The organism is Streptomyces sp. NPDC002851, assembly GCF_053591935.1.
In genome coordinates, this window is record NZ_JBSFUT010000006.1 from 66,613 (window position 1) to 82,894 (window position 16,282).

At 71.0% G+C, this 16,282-nt stretch carries 12 protein-coding genes; 8 read left to right on the forward strand and 4 right to left on the reverse strand.

Features of this window, described 5'->3' with window-relative positions; all coding sequences use genetic code 11:
- Window positions 1–85: 85 nt before the first annotated feature.
- Both ACWD10_RS08805 and ACWD10_RS08810 read right to left on the reverse strand, forming a co-directional pair.
- Window positions 86–370, reverse strand: coding sequence for an antitoxin (locus ACWD10_RS08805; protein WP_451088467.1), 285 nt, complete (start codon window positions 368–370; stop codon window positions 86–88).
- Between the two features lie 34 nt (window positions 371–404).
- Window positions 405–785 (reverse strand): hypothetical protein, encoded by a 381-nt coding sequence (locus ACWD10_RS08810; protein WP_451088469.1) that lies wholly within the window; start codon window positions 783–785, stop codon window positions 405–407.
- Window positions 786–966: 181 nt separating this feature from the next.
- Here ACWD10_RS08810 and miaA point away from each other — a divergent pair, with 181 nt between their 5' ends.
- From miaA to hflX, 6 genes are all read left to right on the forward strand, one after another.
- Window positions 967–1,905 carry a tRNA (adenosine(37)-N6)-dimethylallyltransferase MiaA gene (gene miaA, locus ACWD10_RS08815; protein WP_451088471.1) on the forward strand — a complete coding sequence of 313 codons (939 nt, stop codon included), beginning with the start codon at window positions 967–969 and terminating at the stop codon, window positions 1,903–1,905.
- A 108-nt stretch (window positions 1,906–2,013) separates the two neighbouring features.
- Window positions 2,014–2,523, forward strand: a complete 510-nt coding sequence (locus tag ACWD10_RS08820) for a hypothetical protein (RefSeq protein WP_451088800.1) — start codon at window positions 2,014–2,016, stop codon at window positions 2,521–2,523.
- Between the two features lie 86 nt (window positions 2,524–2,609).
- A complete protein-coding gene (gene dapF, locus ACWD10_RS08825; protein ID WP_451088473.1) occupies window positions 2,610–3,506 on the forward strand; it encodes a diaminopimelate epimerase in 897 nt (298 codons plus the stop codon).
- 275 nt (window positions 3,507–3,781) lie between these two features.
- Window positions 3,782–5,908, forward strand: a complete 2,127-nt coding sequence (locus ACWD10_RS08830; protein WP_451088475.1) for a RelA/SpoT family protein — start codon at window positions 3,782–3,784, stop codon at window positions 5,906–5,908.
- Window positions 5,909–6,119: 211 nt separating this feature from the next.
- Window positions 6,120–7,601 (forward strand): M1 family metallopeptidase, encoded by a 1,482-nt coding sequence (locus ACWD10_RS08835; RefSeq protein WP_451088477.1) that lies wholly within the window; start codon window positions 6,120–6,122, stop codon window positions 7,599–7,601.
- Window positions 7,602–7,748: 147 nt separating this feature from the next.
- A complete protein-coding gene (gene hflX, locus ACWD10_RS08840) occupies window positions 7,749–9,257 on the forward strand; it encodes a GTPase HflX (RefSeq protein WP_451088479.1) in 1,509 nt (502 codons plus the stop codon).
- 99 nt (window positions 9,258–9,356) lie between these two features.
- Here the strand turns inward: hflX and ACWD10_RS08845 are convergent, their stop codons facing one another.
- The gene (locus ACWD10_RS08845) at window positions 9,357–10,550 is read right to left on the reverse strand and encodes a trypsin-like serine peptidase (RefSeq protein ID WP_451088481.1); all 1,194 of its coding nucleotides are present in this window, start codon (window positions 10,548–10,550) and stop codon (window positions 9,357–9,359) included.
- A 138-nt stretch (window positions 10,551–10,688) separates the two neighbouring features.
- A complete protein-coding gene (locus tag ACWD10_RS08850) occupies window positions 10,689–11,927 on the reverse strand; it encodes a trypsin-like serine peptidase (protein WP_451088483.1) in 1,239 nt (412 codons plus the stop codon).
- A 591-nt stretch (window positions 11,928–12,518) separates the two neighbouring features.
- Here ACWD10_RS08850 and ACWD10_RS08855 point away from each other — a divergent pair.
- Entirely contained in the window at window positions 12,519–14,069 is a 1,551-nt protein-coding gene (locus ACWD10_RS08855; RefSeq protein WP_451088802.1) for a diaminobutyrate--2-oxoglutarate transaminase family protein, read from the forward strand.
- A 214-nt stretch (window positions 14,070–14,283) separates the two neighbouring features.
- On the forward strand, window positions 14,284–16,254 hold the full coding sequence (locus tag ACWD10_RS08860; RefSeq protein ID WP_451088485.1) for an IucA/IucC family protein: 1,971 nt from the start codon (window positions 14,284–14,286) through the stop codon (window positions 16,252–16,254).
- Window positions 16,255–16,282 lie beyond the last annotated feature (28 nt).

Sequence of the window (16,282 nt, forward strand, 5' to 3'; positions counted from 1 at the left end):
GGCGAGGCGCACCACGACCGGCCCCACACACGCCGGAGGGGCCGACGTATCGGCCCCTCCGGTTTTCTTTTGGCGTCCGCCGCAGCTAGGAACCGGCAGGTCCCGTCGGCCCCGGCCCCGAGGTGCCGCCGCCCGGGGAACCGGCGTCACCTCCGCCGTGGCCCTTGTCGGAGAAGCGGTGCAGGGCACCCTTGGCCCTGTCCGCACCGTGGTGGATCTTCTCGCTGTACTTGCCCTTGGTCTTCTCGTCGACCGTCTTCGACACCTTCTCGAGCCCGTGCTCGATCTTGTCCTCATGCTGGTGCGCGAAGTCCCCGGCCTTGTCCTTCATCGGCCCGAGCTTGGCCTTCAGCGTGTCCAGGAGACTCATGGCTGCCACCTCTCCGTTCAGTCCGTTCGCGGCCTCACTTGTGGGCGCCCTCACCGGCCTCGTTGTCGGCCGCCGCCTCGGCGGACTGCTGCTTCGGGATCTCCACTGCCTCGGCCGCTTCCGCCGCCTCGGCCGCGTCGTCCGACTCATCCGCCGACTCGGCCGGATCCGCCGCTTCCGTCTCCGCCTCCGCCTCCGACTCCGCAGCCACCTCGGCCCGCTGCGCTTCCGGCGCCGCGCCGTCGGCCCCGACCTCCGCCTCGGTCGCCTTCGCGGCCTCCTTCGCGGCCTCCGTGTCGGGCTGCTCGGGAGCTCCGGCCTCGGGCTCGGCCGTCAGGGTGCCGGTCTGCGCCTCCGCGGTTGACGACTCATCGGCTTCCTTGGCCTTACGGCGAAACCTGGAAAAAACGCCCATAGCTACTCCAAAGCCTACTCGTGTGCATGAAATCCCGCGCCACCCGGAGCGCCTCATTGCGTCGCCCGGGGCTCCGGTCCTCAACACCGGCGGCCGAAACCTCGCAACGGGCAACGACCCCGGCTCCGTAGCGTCACGTAGCTCGTTCGAGGCGGTCCGCCGGGTTTGCAAGACTGGGGCGGTGAGTAGCGCACCCCTCGTCCCCCGGGTCATCGCCGTCGTCGGCGCCACCGCGGCCGGCAAATCGGATCTCGGAGTCTTTCTCGCCCAGCGGCTCGGCGGCGAGGTCGTCAACGCCGACTCGATGCAGCTCTACCGGGGGATGGACATCGGCACCGCCAAGCTGACCCTCGAGGAGCGTCGCGGGGTGCCGCACCACCTCCTCGACATCTGGGACGTCACCGAGACCGCCAGCGTCGCCGAGTACCAGAAGCTCGCCCGCGCCGAGATCGACCGCCTGCTCGCCGCCGGGCGCTGGCCGATCCTGGTCGGCGGCTCCGGGCTCTACATCCGCGGGGCCGTGGACAACCTGGAGTTCCCCGGCACCGACCCGGCCGTGCGCGCCGCCCTGGAGGAGGAGCTCGCGCTGCGCGGCCCCGGCGCCCTGCACGCCCGCCTCGCCGCCGCCGACCCGGAGGCCGCCCGGGCGATCCTGCCGAGCAACGGCCGCCGTATCGTCCGCGCCCTGGAGGTCATCGAGATCACCGGCCGCCCCTTCACGGCCAACCTGCCGGGCCACGACTCCGTCTACGACACCGTGCAGATCGGCGTCGACGTCGCCAGGCCCGAGCTGGACGAGCGGATCGCGACGCGCGTCGACCGGATGTGGGAGGCGGGCCTCGTCGACGAGGTGCGCGCCCTGGAGCAGCAGGGCCTGCGCGAGGGGCGTACGGCATCGCGGGCGCTCGGCTACCAGCAGGTACTCGCCGCGCTCGCCGGGGAGTGCACCGAGGACGCGGCGCGCGCCGAGACCGTGCGCGCCACCAAGCGCTTCGCGCGACGTCAGGACTCCTGGTTCCGCCGTGACCCCCGGGTGCACTGGCTCAGCGGCGCGGCCGAGAACCGCGGGGAACTCCCGGGCACCGCACTCTCGTTGGTCGAACGAGCGGTTACAGCCTGATCACGTGATGGCATCGGGACGCTCCGGTGGTCAACCGGGCTCTTGGGGGCGTGCCATCATCAAGCTGCTATCAAGCCAGTGGAGTCCGAGTTGGGAGGGCGCGTGGCGATGGAGGCCGGCCCTCGCGACACAGCACACGAAGAACCGGGACAGCCCCGTCAGCCCCGTCGGCTGAGCTCCGACGGTCCGGACGGACCTGATGTGATCCCCGCCCACGGCGTTCCGGACGGTCCTGACGCTGTGGGTGACCCGGCCGACGACGAGACCGCGGGTAACGGTACCGAGGTCGAGGTCGAGCTGCGCCCACGGCGGCTCCTGCGCATCTGGCAGCTCGCCCCGATCGTGGCCCTCGCCGCCATGGGCTCTCTGATGTTCGCCTTCCCGCTGGCCTTCCAGTTCGGCGGCGGTGGCGCGGTCGTGGCCATGCTCGGGCTGCTGCTCGGCTGCTGCGCCGCCGGCTGGGGCGTGATGGCCGCCCGCCGCGTCGGCCACACCTGGCCGGGCCTGCCCCGCCGCGGCTCCGGCCGCCGCGCGGACTGGCGGGTGATCGCGTTGTACGTCGTCCTCATCGCGGCCCTCGCGGTGCTCGCGGTCTGGCGTGTGGCCCGCCTCCAGTGACCCGGCGGTGACCGTCCAGTGATCGGGGACCGGTCGACGGCGGGACCGCGTCGGGGTGCGCTCGATGAAACCCGTACCATCGAGAAATGAGCACGCGGATCGCATTCCTCAAGGGCCATGGCACCGAGAACGACTTCGTGATCGTCCCCGACCCGGACAACGCCGTGGACCTCTCCCCGGCCGCCGTCGCCGCCCTGTGCGATCGCCGTGCCGGTATCGGGGGCGACGGCCTGCTCCATGTCGTACGGTCCGCCGCGCACCCGGAGGCGCGCGCTCTGGCCCCCGAGGCCGAATGGTTCATGGACTACCGCAACGCCGACGGCTCCGTCGCCGAGATGTGCGGCAACGGCGTCCGCGTCTTCGCCCGCTATCTGCAGTACGCCGGACACGTCACGGAAGGCGACCTCGCCGTGGCCACCCGGGGCGGCGTGAAGCGCGTGCACATCGCCAAGGGTGATGGCCCCGTCGGCGCCGGTGACGTGACGGTCGACATGGGCCGCGCCGCGCTGCCACCGAGCCCCGAGGACCAGGTCACCGTCACCGTCGGCGAGCGCTCCTGGCCCGCCCGGAACGTCAACATGGGCAACCCGCACGCGGTCGCCTTCGTCGACGACCTCGCCCACGCCGGGAACCTCCTCGACGCGCCGCCCGTCAGCCCCGCCGAGGTCTACCCGGACGGCGTGAACGTGGAGTTCGTGGTCGACCGCGGCGAGCGTCACGTCGCCCTGCGGGTGCACGAGCGCGGCTCCGGCGAGACCCGCTCCTGCGGCACCGGCGCCTGCGCCGTCGCCGTCGCGACCGCCCGCAGGGACGGCGTCGACCCGGCCGTGACCGGCGCCCCGGTGACGTACACCGTGGACGTCCCCGGCGGACGCCTGGTGATCACCGAGCGGCCGGACGGCGGGATCGAGATGACCGGACCCGCGGTGCTCGTCGCGGAAGGCACGATCAGCCCGGAGTGGTTCGAAGGGGCGATCCGTTGAGGGAGCCACAGGGGCCGCGGGGGCCGAATAAGCCGCAGGAGCAGCTGGAGCCGAAGGGGCCGACACCCGTATCCGTCGCGCCTTCTGTGCCCTCTTCTGTGCCATCGGAATCTTCGCTCGAATGGGTGATCCGTTTCACGCTGAGCGAGAGCGGGTGAGCCCCGCGTGATGGGCTCGATAGCATCAAGCACCGGCCACGGGGGGACCCGCCGCCCTCCCTCGGTGTCCGCCGCTGAGGGCACCCCCAGCCGCCGGTCGACAAGCCGGAGGTGCCCATGAGTGCGGAGGTCAATCCCGCGACGCCCGGTGTCCCCCGCAGGCGCGCCCGCGCCCGCCTCGACCTGCGCCGACTCGGCCGGGCCGCGCTGTTCGGCACTACATCAAAGGACCCCGACCGGCTCCCGGACGCGATGGGCCATGTGGCCGAGGCTCACCGCGCCCACCACCCGCAGGCCGACCTGGAGCCGCTGCGCCGCGCCTATGTGCTCGCCGAGTCCTCGCACCGCGGCCAGATGCGCAAGAGCGGTGAGCCGTACATCACGCACCCGCTCGCGGTCACCCTGATCCTGGCCGAACTCGGCGCCGAGACAACGACGTTGACCGCCTCGCTCCTGCACGACACCGTCGAGGACACCGACGTCACCCTGGAGCAGGTGCGCCGCGGCTTCGGCGAGGAGGTCTGCTACCTCGTCGACGGCGTCACCAAGCTGGAGAAGGTCGACTACGGCGCCGCGGCCGAGCCCGAGACCTTCCGCAAGATGCTCGTCGCCACCGGCAACGACGTCCGCGTGATGTCCATCAAGCTCGCCGACCGGCTGCACAACATGCGCACGCTCGGCGTGATGCGCCCCGAGAAACAGGCTCGCATCGCCAAGGTCACCCGTGACGTGCTCATCCCGCTCGCCGAACGGCTCGGCGTGCAGGCCCTGAAGACCGAGCTCGAGGACCTGGTCTTCGCCATCCTGCACCCCGAGGAGTACGAGCAGACCCGCGCCCTCGTCGCGGAGAACTCCTCCCGGCCCGACCCGCTCGCCGCCTTCGCCGACGAATTCCGTACGGTGCTGCGCGAGGCCGGTCTCCACGCCGAAGTCGTCATCCGGCCCCGGCACTTCGTCTCCGTGCACCGCTCCCGGATCAAACGCGGCGAGCTGCGCGGCGCCGACTTCGGGCGGCTGCTCGTCCTGGTCAACGAGGACGCGGACTGCTACGGCGTCCTGGGCGAGCTGCACACCTGCTTCACGCCGGTCATCTCGGAGTTCAAGGACTTCATCGCGGTCCCGAAGTTCAACCTCTACCAGTCGCTGCACACCGCGGTCGCCCGCCAGGACGGCGAGGTCGCCGAAGTCCTCATCCGTACCCACCAGATGCACAAGGTCGCCGAGGCCGGCGTCGTCGCGCTCGGCAACCCGTACGACTCGGGAACCGGCGACGACCCCGCGGGCGGCGACACCTCCACCGATGGTGAGCGTGCCGACCCCACCCGCCCCGGCTGGCTCGACCGGCTCCTGGAGTGGCAGCGGGCCACCCCCGACTCCGAAGCCTTCTGGAGCTCGCTGCGCGCGGACCTCGCCCAGGACCGCGAGATCACCGTCTACCGCGTAGGCGGCGGCACCCTCGGCCTGCCCGCCGGGGCGACCTGTGTGGACGCCGCCTACGCGCAGTACGGCGAGGAGGCCCACGCCTGCATCGGCGCGCGGGTCAACGGCCGCCTGGTGACGCTCAGTACGGTGCTGCGTGACGGCGACACCGTGCACGTCCTGCTCGCCCCGCAGGAGACCGCATCGGGCCCGGACGCGGACTGGCTCGACCACGCCCGCACCCCGGCCGCCCGGATCGCCATCGGCCGCTGGCTCAGCGCCCACCCGGAGGGCCCGGAGGTCGCCGCCGTCGCGCCACGGCCACAGCTGAACGTCGAGACGGTCCGTCCCGTCGCGGCGAACGCGGTCGTCGAACGCCCGGACGCAACGGTCCGTCTCGCGGGCTGCTGTACTCCTGTACCGCCCGACGCCGTCACCGGCTTCGCGGTACGCGGGAACACCGTCACCGTGCACCGCCTGGAGTGCCCGGCCGTGGAGCGGATGACCGCGGCGGGGCGCGGCCGCGTCGCCGTGCACTGGGCGGACCAGGACGACTCCGCCGAGTGCCGGGTCACGCTCGTCGCCGAGTCCTTCGGCCGCCCCCATCTGCTCGCCGACCTCACCGAAGCCATCGCCCTGGAGGGCGCGGCCATCATCTCGGCGACCGTGGAGCCCCCGACCGAGGGCCGGGTCAAGCACACATACACCCTCCAACTCCCGGACTCCGGCCACCTCCCCGCCCTGATGCGCGCGATGCGCAATGTGCCGGGCGTGTACGACGTAGGCCGGATGCGCGCTTGGGATTCAAGCCCGTCCGGCGTCTGAGGACGAGCTAAATCAGCCCGTCCGGCGTTTGAGGACGAGCGCGTTCAGCGCGACAAAGGGGGTCTGGGGGCGAAGCCCCCAGGAGCGGCCACCGAACCCACGGCACGGATCGCGATCCGCAAGACCCGACCCGCCCCCGCGAGGCGCCCGTTCGGGTGGGATGGAAGCGCGTCGGCCGGGGGAACAAGTCACGCCCTGATACCGGTGGTTCATGCTTCTCTCGCCCCGTATCAGGGCCGTCCTGCTCACCGCCGCGTCCACCTCGCTCATCGCCGCCGCCGTGCCGTCCCCCGCCGCCCCGCTCGGCATCGGCGACCGGCTCTTCCCGCACCTCGGCAACCCGGGCTACGACGTGGCGGCGTACGACATCTCCTTCACCTACCGCGGTGACAACAAGAAACCCCTCGACGCCGTCACCGTGATCGACGCCCACACGACGGACCCCCTTGACCGGATCAACCTCGACTTCACCAAGGGCGAGGTCCGCTCCGTGGCCGTCAACGGCGCCCGTGCCGACTTCACCTCGGCCGGAGAAGACCTCGTCGTCACGCCCGCCGACCCGCTGCCCGCGGACAGCCGGATGCGCGTCACCGTGCGGCACACCAGCGACCCCACCGGCAAGGGCGGCGGCTGGGTGCGTACCGGCGACGGCCTCGCCATGGCCAACCAGGCCGACGCCGCGCACCGGGTCTTCCCCTGCAACGACCACCCGGCGGACAAGGCGGACTTCACCTTCCGTATCACCGCCCCCAAGGGCCTCACCGCCGTCGCCAACGGGCTGCCGCACCGTCCGCGGTACTCCGCGCCCGCCGGCACTACGTGGACGTATCGCACCGCCCATCCCATGGCGACCGAGCTGGCCCAGGTCTCCATCGGCCGCTCCACCGTGCTGCACCGCAAGGGCCCGCACGGCCTTCCGGTGCGGGACGTGGTGCCCACCAAGGACCGGAAGCTCCTGGAGCGCTGGCTGAAGAAGACGCCGGGACAGATCGAGTGGATGGAGTCGAAGCTCGGCCGCTACCCCTTCGAGACGTACGGCGTCCTGGTCGCCGACGCCGCCACCGGCTTCGAGCTGGAGACCCAGACGCTCTCGCTCTTCGAGAGGTCCCTGTTCACACGCTCTGAGTTCCCCGAGTGGTACGTCGACTCGATCATGGTGCACGAGCTGGCGCACCAGTGGTTCGGCAACAGCGTCAGCCCGCGCACCTGGTCCGACCTGTGGCTCAACGAGGGACACGCCACCTGGTACGAGGCGCTGTTCGCCGAGGAGCGGTCGAAGCGCACCCTGAAGGAGCGGATGAAGGGGGCCTACCGCGAGTCCGACAAATGGCGGGCCGCCGGTGGACCGCCCGCCAAGCCCAAGCCGCCCTCGCCGAGCAAGAAGATCAGCCTGTTCCGTCCTGTCGTGTACGACGGCAGCGCCCTCGTCCTGTACGCACTGCGCCAGGAGATCGGCGCCGCGGACTTCGAGCGCCTGGAGCGGACCTGGGTGGCGCGGCACGCCGACTCCACCGCCACCACGGCGGACTTCGTCGCACTCGCCGGGAAGATCGCGGGCCGTGACCTGAGCGGCTTCTTCAAGGACTGGCTGTACGCCGAGAAGACCCCGCCGATGCCCGGGCACCCGGAGTGGAAGTCCGCTCCGCCGAAGAAGCAGGACGCGCCGAAGCACGCCGGGAAGAAAGTCGGGTGACGAGACGTTGCGTTCCGTGCGACCATCTTCGGGTCGACGGCGCGCCGGGCCGGGAATCTCCTGGCCGCAGCGCACGTTGACCCTTACGACGACCCGGTGACGGGAGCCGTCGTGGTTCATTCCCTTCCCAGCTACGTAAAGGATCCAATGACCTCCACTTCATCCCCTTCCCAGGACGCGCAGGACCCCCGGGGCTCCGTGCCCCTCTCCGAAGGACTTCGGGCCGATGCCCTGATGGAAGAGGACGTCGCCTGGAGCCACGAGATCGACGAAGAGCGGGACGGCGACCAGTTCGACCGCTCCGAGCGCGCGGCCCTGCGCCGCGTCGCGGGCCTCTCCACCGAGCTCGAGGACGTCACCGAGGTCGAGTACCGGCAGCTGCGCCTGGAGCGCGTGGTGCTCGTCGGCGTATGGACCTCGGGGACCGCGCAGGACGCGGACAACTCGCTGGCCGAGCTGGCCGCGCTCGCCGAGACCGCGGGCGCCCTGGTGCTCGACGGCGTGATCCAGCGCCGCGACAAGCCCGACCCGGCCACGTACATCGGGTCCGGCAAGGCCCAGGAGCTGCGGGACATCGTGCTCGAATCCGGCGCGGACACGGTCGTCTGCGACGGTGAGCTCAGCCCCGGACAGCTCATCCACCTCGAGGACGTCGTCAAGGTCAAGGTGGTCGACCGCACCGCCCTGATCCTCGACATCTTCGCCCAGCACGCCAAGTCCCGAGAGGGCAAGGCGCAGGTCGCCCTGGCGCAGATGCAGTACATGCTGCCGAGGCTCCGCGGCTGGGGTCAGTCGCTCTCGCGACAGATGGGTGGCGGTGGCTCCGGTTCCGCGGGCGGCGGCATGGCCACGCGTGGTCCCGGTGAGACCAAGATCGAGACGGACCGGCGGCGGATCCGCGAGAAGATGGCGAAGATGCGCCGGGAGATCGCGGACATGAAGACCGGCCGCGAGATCAAGCGCCAGGAGCGCCGGCGGAACAAGGTGCCTTCGGTGGCCATCGCCGGCTACACCAACGCCGGAAAGTCCTCCCTGCTCAACCGCCTCACCGGCGCGGGCGTCCTGGTGGAGAACGCACTGTTCGCCACCCTCGACCCCACCGTGCGCCGGGCCGAGACCCCCTCGGGGCGGCTGTACACCCTGGCCGACACCGTCGGCTTTGTACGCCACCTGCCGCACCACCTGGTCGAGGCGTTCCGCTCCACGATGGAAGAGGTCGGCGACTCCGACCTGATCCTGCACGTGGTGGACGGCTCGCACCCGTTCCCGGAGGAGCAGCTGGCCTCCGTGCGCGAGGTGATCCGTGACGTCGGCGCCACCGACGTACCGGAGATCGTCGTGGTCAACAAGGCGGACGCGACCGACCCGCTCGTGATGCAGCGGCTGCTCCGCAAGGAGAAGCACGCGATCGCGGTATCCGCGGCGACCGGCGCGGGCATTACGGACCTGCTCGGTCTCATCGACGCCGAACTGCCGCGCCCCGAGGTCGAGATCGAGGCCCTGGTCCCGTTCACACAGGGCGCGGTCGTCTCCCGGGTACACGCCGAGGGCGAGGTGATCTCCGAGGAGCACACCCCGGAGGGCACCCTGATCAAGGCCAGGGTCCACGAGGAACTGGCCGCGGAACTCTCGACGTTCGTACCGGCGGAACGCTAGTAGGCTCCGCGCGGCGCATACGACAGAGGGCTCCCTTCCGACCCGTACCAGGGTGGGAAGGGAGCCCTCCGTCGTCAGTGCATCAGGTGCGGTGAGACCTCACCGACCGCCGTACTTCTTGCTCATCTGGTCGAAGACCCGCTTGGCACCGCCGCCCAGCTGCGGTCCGGCCAGCCAGCCCGCCGAACCGGCCGGGCCGATCGACGTGTTGGACACCAGGGCGAACTTGCCGCCGGAGGTCTGCCGGAACCAGCCGCCGCCGGACGAGCCCGCGGTCATGGTGCAGCCGATGCGGTACATCGTCGGCGCCGACGGGTCGAGCGTGAGCCGACCCGGGCGGTCGATGCACTTGTGCATGATCTGGCCGTTGAACGGCGGGGCCTGCGGGTAGCCCCAGGCGCCCATCGTGTCCACGCTGCGCGGCGTGGGCGAGGAGAAGTCGACCGGCAGGGCCGTGCCCACGGTCTCCTCCAGGGACTTGCCGCCGTTCTCCGGCTTCACGTGCATCACGGCGTAGTCGTACTCGTACGAACCACCGTTCTGGGCGGCCGTGGTGCCGTCGATCCACTCACCGGAGGTCGAGACCCAGTCCGCCCAGTAGCGGCCGTACGGGGCGATCTCCTGCGGCTGGGCGTTGCGCAGCGCCGCCTCGGACTTGCCCTTGTCGTTGTACGCGGGCACGAACATGATGTTCCGGTACCAGCCGCCCTCCTTGCCCTTGTGCACGCAGTGGCCCGCGGTCCAGACGAGGTTGGACTTGCCCGGGTGGCGCGGGTCCTTCACGACCGTGCCGGAGCAGACCGCGTGGCCCTCCGGGGTGTCGAAGAAGATCTTCCCGACCGGGGCGGCGTTCTGGTGGTACGGCGTCTTCTCGCGCTCGGCGCGGACCGGACGCGGCTCCGGGTCGGTGCCGCTGTCACCGTAGGCGTTGGCGGCGACGGTCTGGTTGGGGTCCTTCGCGGTCTTCATCCGCTCGGGCTTCCACAGGTCCTTGATGACCGGGTTGGCGAAATCCTCCGCCTCCCGCAGCCACTTGTCCTTGTCCCAGTTCTTCCACTCGCCGTTCTTCCACTTGTCGAGATCGATGCCGTGCTCCTTGAGCCGGTCAGCGATGTCATCGATGTCGTCGGGAAGCTTGAGGTCTTCGCTGCCGCCGGAGCCCTCGGACGCGGTTGCCGACGGACTGGCGTCGGCCTTGTCCTGGGTGCCGCCGCCCGACTCGCAGGCCGTGGCCGTCAGCGCCAGGGCAACGGCGAGCGAGGCCGCTGCCAGGGCCGGACGTATGGATCGCATGGTGCTGTAACCCCCGATGGGTTGGAGTGTGTAGTTGTTTGCCCGAGTTGGAGAGGGTGGCCGTGCGGGACCAGATCGGCGCCGGGCCTCGGACCTGCCCGGCGCCGAAAGAACAAGAGGTGCAGCTTACTTGGCGAATTACCTGGCGAACTTCTGGCTGAGTTCGTCGTACAGCTTCTTCGCTCCCTCACCCAGGCGCGGACCGGCCAGCCAGCCGGCCTCCACCGGGCCGATGGACGTGTTGGAGACAAGCGCGGGCTCGCCGTCCTGACCCTCGACGACCCAGCCGCCGCCGGACGAACCGCCGGTCATCGTGCAGCCGATACGGAACATCGTGGGCTGCTGCTTGCTGAGCGAGAGCCGACCGGGCTTGTCGGTGCAGGAGAACTCCTTCTGCCCGTCGAACGGCGGCGCCGCCGGGTAGCCCGTGGCCTTCATGGAGGCGATCTTCGGCACCGCGGGAGCGTTGAACTCGACCGGGAGCGCCGTGCCGACGGTCTCCTCCAGGGACTTGCCGCTGCCGTTCTCCGGCGTCACATGCATGACCGCGTAGTCGTACGGGGCGCCCTGGCCGCCGGTCGCCGCGCCCTGGTCGATCCACTCCTGGGAGGTCTTGACGCCGTCCGCCCACCAGACGCCGTACGGGGCGACCTGCTCCTTGGTCTTGCCCTTCAGCTCCTCGAGCGACCAGCCCTGGTTGTTGTACGAGGGCACGAAGGTGACGTTCCGGTACCAGCCGCCCTCCTTGCCCGCGTGCACGCAGTGGCCCGCGGTCCACACCATGTTGGACTTGCCGGGATTGGCCGGGTCCTCGATCACCGTGGCCGAGCAGACCATGGAGCCCTTGGGGCCGTCGAAGAAGAGCTTGCCCGCCGCCGGAGCGTTGTCGTGGTAGGGGGTCGCCACTTCCTTGGCCTGCACCGGGTCCGGGGTCGGGTCGGTCACGCCCTCATCGCCCGAAATGTCGTTGTCCACCGGCTTGTCGGGGCGCTTGTCGGCGTCCCGCATCCGGTCCGGGTCCCAGAGGTCCTCGATGATCGGGTTGACGAAATCCTCGGCCTCGCGCAGCCAGTCGTCCTTGTCCCAGTTCTTCCAGGCGCCGTTCTTCCACTTGTCCAGGTCGACACCGTGCTCCTTGAGCCGGTCCTTCCAGTCGTCCGGGATCTTGATGGAGTCGCCGTTACCGCCGCTGCCCCCGTTGTCGCCCGCCGGCTCCGAGACGGTCGGCTTGCTGTCGGCGTTGTCGTCGGTCGGGCCGCAAGCGGTGGCCGTCAGTGCGAGCGCCGCGGAGACCGCGAGTACGGCCGGTACGGAGGAAGCGGTGCGGCGGGCCCGCCTCCCTCCGCGAGCGGCAAAGAGCGGGCGTATGGATCGCATGGCGAAATCTCCCCCTGGTCATGACATCCGGTGCGTGTGCGCGGTGCCCGTGGTGCTCGCGGCGGCCATGGCATGCGCGACGTTCGCATGATCTGTGTGCAGTTGTCCGTGCGGTGATCCGCGCGAATGAGCACCCACGATATGACGGGGCGATGCGTGCGTTCCGACGGGGCGGCAACGGTTCTGTCACGGCAGGGATTTGTCCGGGCATGGGGTGTGGGGGATCGGTGGGGATGCGGGGGATGCCGGGGAATTGGGGGTTCTTGGGTCTCTTGGTGTTCTTGGGGATTCGGTGGCTTGCGTTGCTTTCGCGGCTTCGGTGACTCGGCCTCGCGGCTTCGGTGACCTGGCCTCGGGGTCGGTGCGGCGCGCGAAGGTATTGGCTTGGCAAGGAACGTCGTCGGGCCCGTGATCCCCAGGCGGCGGTGTCGTTGGTACGTACGGGGGACACAGGGCCGGTCGGCCCGCCTTCACCTGGGACTTCTCCGCCCAACTCACCGACGTACAGCGGGAGGACAAACACTCGTGGCCGTCACCGAGCCTGCACCGGCACAGCCCGCGCATGGGGCGCCGCCCGCCGCGACCCGGACCGTGGCTCCGGTGGCACCGCCCGTGCAGGACGCCATCCTGCGCCGCCAGTCACTGCGCGAGTCGGCCGCCCGCACCTATGCGCGGGCGCTGCCGATCGTGCCGGTACGAGCCCGCGGCATGACCATTGAGGGCGCCGACGGCCGCCGCTACCTCGACTGTCTCTCCGGCGCGGGCACGCTGGCCCTCGGTCACAATCACCCCGTGGTCCTGGAGGCGATTCGCAAGGTCCTCGACTCGGGCGCCCCGCTGCACGTCCTCGACCTGGCCACACCCGTCAAGGACGCCTTCGTCACCGAGTTGTTCGCCACGCTGCCACCCGAACTCGCGGGCCGCGCCCGGATCCAGTTCTGCGGACCCGCCGGTACGGATGCGGTGGAGGCGGCCCTGAAGCTGGTGCGCCGGGCGACGGGGCGCAGCGGTCTGCTCGCCTTCACGGGCGCGTACCACGGCATGACCGAAGGGGCACTCGCGGTCTCGGGCGGTGCCCAGGACGTACGCGTGACGCGGCTGCCCTTCCCGCAGGAGTACCGCTGCCCGTTCGGGACCGGCGGCGAGCGGGGTGCCGAACTCGCCGCCCGCTGGACGGAGTCGATGCTCGACGACCCCAAGTCGGGGGTGCCCCGGCCCGCCGGGATGATCCTCGAACCGGTGCAGGGCGAGGGCGGGGTGCTGCCCGCGCCGGACGGCTGGCTGCGCCGGATGCGCGCCCTCACCGCGGACCGCGGGATTCCGCTGATCGCCGACGAGGTGCAGACGGGGGTCGGCCGGACCGGCGCCTTCTGGGCCGTCGACCACAGCGGGATCGTGCCCGACGTCCTGGTCCTGTCCAAGGCGATCGGCGGCAGCCTGCCCCTCGCGGTCGTGGTCTACCGGGACGACCTGGACGTCTGGGAGCCGGGCGCACACGCGGGCACCTTCCGCGGCAATCAGCTCGCCATGGCGGCGGGCGCGGCGACCCTCGCGTACGTCAGGGAGCACCGTCTCGCGGAGCGTGCCGCCCAGGTGGGCGACCGGATGCTCGCCGAGCTGCGGTCCGCGTCGGCCTCGTACCCCTGTGTCGGGGAGGTACGCGGACGGGGGCTGATGATCGGCGTGGAGCTGGTGGAACCCGGCGGTGCGGGCTCGGATGTGAGCATGGTGAGCGAGGGGCGGGGCACCGCTCCCGCTCCGCTTGCCGTATCCCCGGCTGATCCGCCTGCCGCTCCATCTGCCGCTTCACCGCCAGCTGCACCGCCTTCTTCACCCCGCCTCGCGGCCGCCGTGCAGAGGGCCTGCCTGCGCCGCGGACTCATCGTCGAACTCGGCGGCCCCCAGGGCTCCGTGGTCCGGCTGCTGCCGCCGCTCACCCTCTCCGATGAACAGGCCACGGCGGTCCTCGACCGGCTGACGGATGCGCTGGCGGATGTGGCGGGTCCGGATGGGTCGGGTTCGGGTGGATCGGCTGTGCGCGGATCGGGTGTGGGTGGCTGGAGTTCGAGTGGAGCAGGTGCGGGTGGAGCAGGTTCGGGTGGAGCAGGTTCGGGTGGGTCGGGGGGAGCGCGGGTCGATTGAGGCCGAGCCCGTGTGGAGCTCGTTCGGGGTCGTTTCGGCTGCGCCGGTCATCGCGGCTAACGTAATGCCCCAAGCCCAACGCCCGTACAAGTAAAGCCACTTGATACTGCATCGCCGTTCTTCCGCCCTCCTCTCTCGTTCCGCTCGCGCCTCACCTGGCTACCGCTTCCCTCCCCCTTCCTCGCCCCCGCCCCCGTCCCCCTCCGGAGCTCTCGTGCCGCATTCCTCCGCCGCCCCCGACCCGGGTACGTCCGCCGCCCTGCTCGCGCCGCCGGAGCTGAACCCCGCGACCTGGGAACAGGCCGCTCGCCGCCTGCTCGCCAAGATGCTCGGCGAGTTCGCTTACGAGGAGATCGTGCAGCCGCAGCCGCAGCCGCAGCCGCAGCCGCAGCCGCAGCCGCAGCCGCAGCCGGGACAGAGGCAGGGGCAGGAGGGTGCGTACACCCTCGCCCTCGACGACGGCGCGGTCCTCGCCTTCCGCGCCCGCCGTGGCGCCTACGGGAGTTGGCGCGTGGACCCTGATTCGCTCACGCTCACTCCCGCCGTCCCCACCGTCCCCGACGTATCCGCTGCCCCCGGCGCATCCGTTGAGCGCGCCGAGCCTGCCGCCCCCTCCGGCCCCGACAACTCCGCCGATCCATCCGCCACTTCGCCAACGTTCGGCGACCCGCTGGAGTTCCTGACTCGCGCCCGCCGCACCCTCGGCCTCGACGGTGCCACGCTGGGCCACCTCGTCCGCGAGCTGAGCACCACCCTCGCCGCCGACGCCCGTCTCGCCCACACCGCGGCCTCTGCCGCCGAGTTGGCCGACCTCGGCTACGCGGAGCTCGAAGGGCACCAGACGGGCCACCCTTGGATCGTGCCGAACAAGGGGCGCCTCGGTTTCTCCGCCACCGATGCCGCCCACTGGGCCCCGGAGTCCCGCCGCCCGGCCCGGCTTCCGTGGATCGCGGTGAGCGGTCGGCTCGCCACGTACCGCGGAGTGACCGGACTCGACACCCCCGAGCGGCTCTACGCCGGGGAGCTCGACGGGACGACCCGGGCCGCCTTCGACGGCGTACTGCGCGCGCGTGGCCTCGATCCGGCGGGTTATCTCTATCTGCCGGTGCACCCCTGGCAGTGGGACGAGGTCGTCCTGGCGCTCTTCGCTCCTTCTGTGGCGGCCGGGGACATCGTGCCGCTCCCCGCCGACCCCGATCTGCGGCTGCCCCAGCAGTCGATCCGTACGTTCCTCAACACCTCGCACCCGCGGCGGCACACCGTCAAGTTGCCGCTGTCCGTCCTCAACACCCTGGTCTGGCGCGGCCTGCCGACCGAGCGCACCCTCGCCGCGCCCGCCGTCACCGCCTGGGTGCACGCCCTGCGCGACGCCGACCCCTTCCTGCGCGACGAGTGCCGCGTGGTGCTCCTGGGCGAGGTCGCGTCCGTCACCGTGGAACACCCCGTCTACGACGGCCTCCCCGAAGTGCCGTACCAGTACAAGGAGTTGCTCGGCGCGATCTGGCGCGAGCCGCTCGACCCGTACCTGGAGCCCGGCGAACGCGCCCGCACGCTTGCCTCGCTTCCGCACACCGACCCGGAGGGCCGGGCCCTCGTCGCGGAGCTGGTGGAGCGCTCGGGCCTCACCCCCGAGGCATGGCTCACCCGGCTCTTCGCCGCGCTGCTGCCCCCGCTGCTGCACTTCCTTTACAAGTACGGCACGGTGTTCTCGCCGCACGGGGAGAACACCATCGTGATCTTCGACGAGCGAGACGTACCGGTCCGTCTCGCGGTCAAGGACTTCGTCGACGACGTGAACATCAGCGCCGAGGCCCTGCCGGAACACGACGTGATGCCGGACGACGTGCGCGAGGTCCTGCTGACCGAGCCGCCATCGTTCCTGCCGCAGTTCATCCACTCCGGCCTGTTCGTCGGCGTGTTCCGCTATCTGGCTCCGCTGTGTGAGGAGCAGCTGGGCGTACCCGAGGCCGACTTCTGGTCCCTCGTACGCGCCGAGATCCTCCGCCACCAGGCCCGCTTCTCCGATCTGAAGGACCGCTTCGAGCTCTTCGAGCTCCTGTCCCCGCGCATCGAACGGCTCTGCCTGAACCGCAACCGGCTCCACCTCGACGGCTACCGCGACCGCCCCGAGCGCCCGCACGCCGCCGTCCACGGCACCGTCCCCAACCCCCTCCACCAGCCGTGACCGCGGGAATGTCAGTGGGGCCCCGTAG

Bases quoted from the DNA above. Each gene is read 5' to 3' on its own strand.
- ACWD10_RS08805 (WP_451088467.1), bottom strand. From the start codon at position 370: ATGAGTCTCCTGGACACGCTGAAGGCCAAGCTCGGGCCGATGAAGGAC.
- ACWD10_RS08810 (WP_451088469.1), bottom strand. From the start codon at position 785: ATGGGCGTTTTTTCCAGGTTTCGCCGTAAGGCCAAGGAAGCCGATGAG.
- ACWD10_RS08820 (WP_451088800.1), top strand. From the start codon at position 2,014: ATGGAGGCCGGCCCTCGCGACACAGCACACGAAGAACCGGGACAGCCC.
- dapF (WP_451088473.1), top strand. From the start codon at position 2,610: ATGAGCACGCGGATCGCATTCCTCAAGGGCCATGGCACCGAGAACGAC.
- ACWD10_RS08830 (WP_451088475.1), top strand. From the start codon at position 3,782: ATGAGTGCGGAGGTCAATCCCGCGACGCCCGGTGTCCCCCGCAGGCGC.
- ACWD10_RS08835 (WP_451088477.1), top strand. From the start codon at position 6,120: ATGCTTCTCTCGCCCCGTATCAGGGCCGTCCTGCTCACCGCCGCGTCC.
- hflX (WP_451088479.1), top strand. From the start codon at position 7,749: ATGACCTCCACTTCATCCCCTTCCCAGGACGCGCAGGACCCCCGGGGC.
- ACWD10_RS08845 (WP_451088481.1), bottom strand. From the start codon at position 10,550: ATGCGATCCATACGTCCGGCCCTGGCAGCGGCCTCGCTCGCCGTTGCC.
- ACWD10_RS08850 (WP_451088483.1), bottom strand. From the start codon at position 11,927: ATGCGATCCATACGCCCGCTCTTTGCCGCTCGCGGAGGGAGGCGGGCC.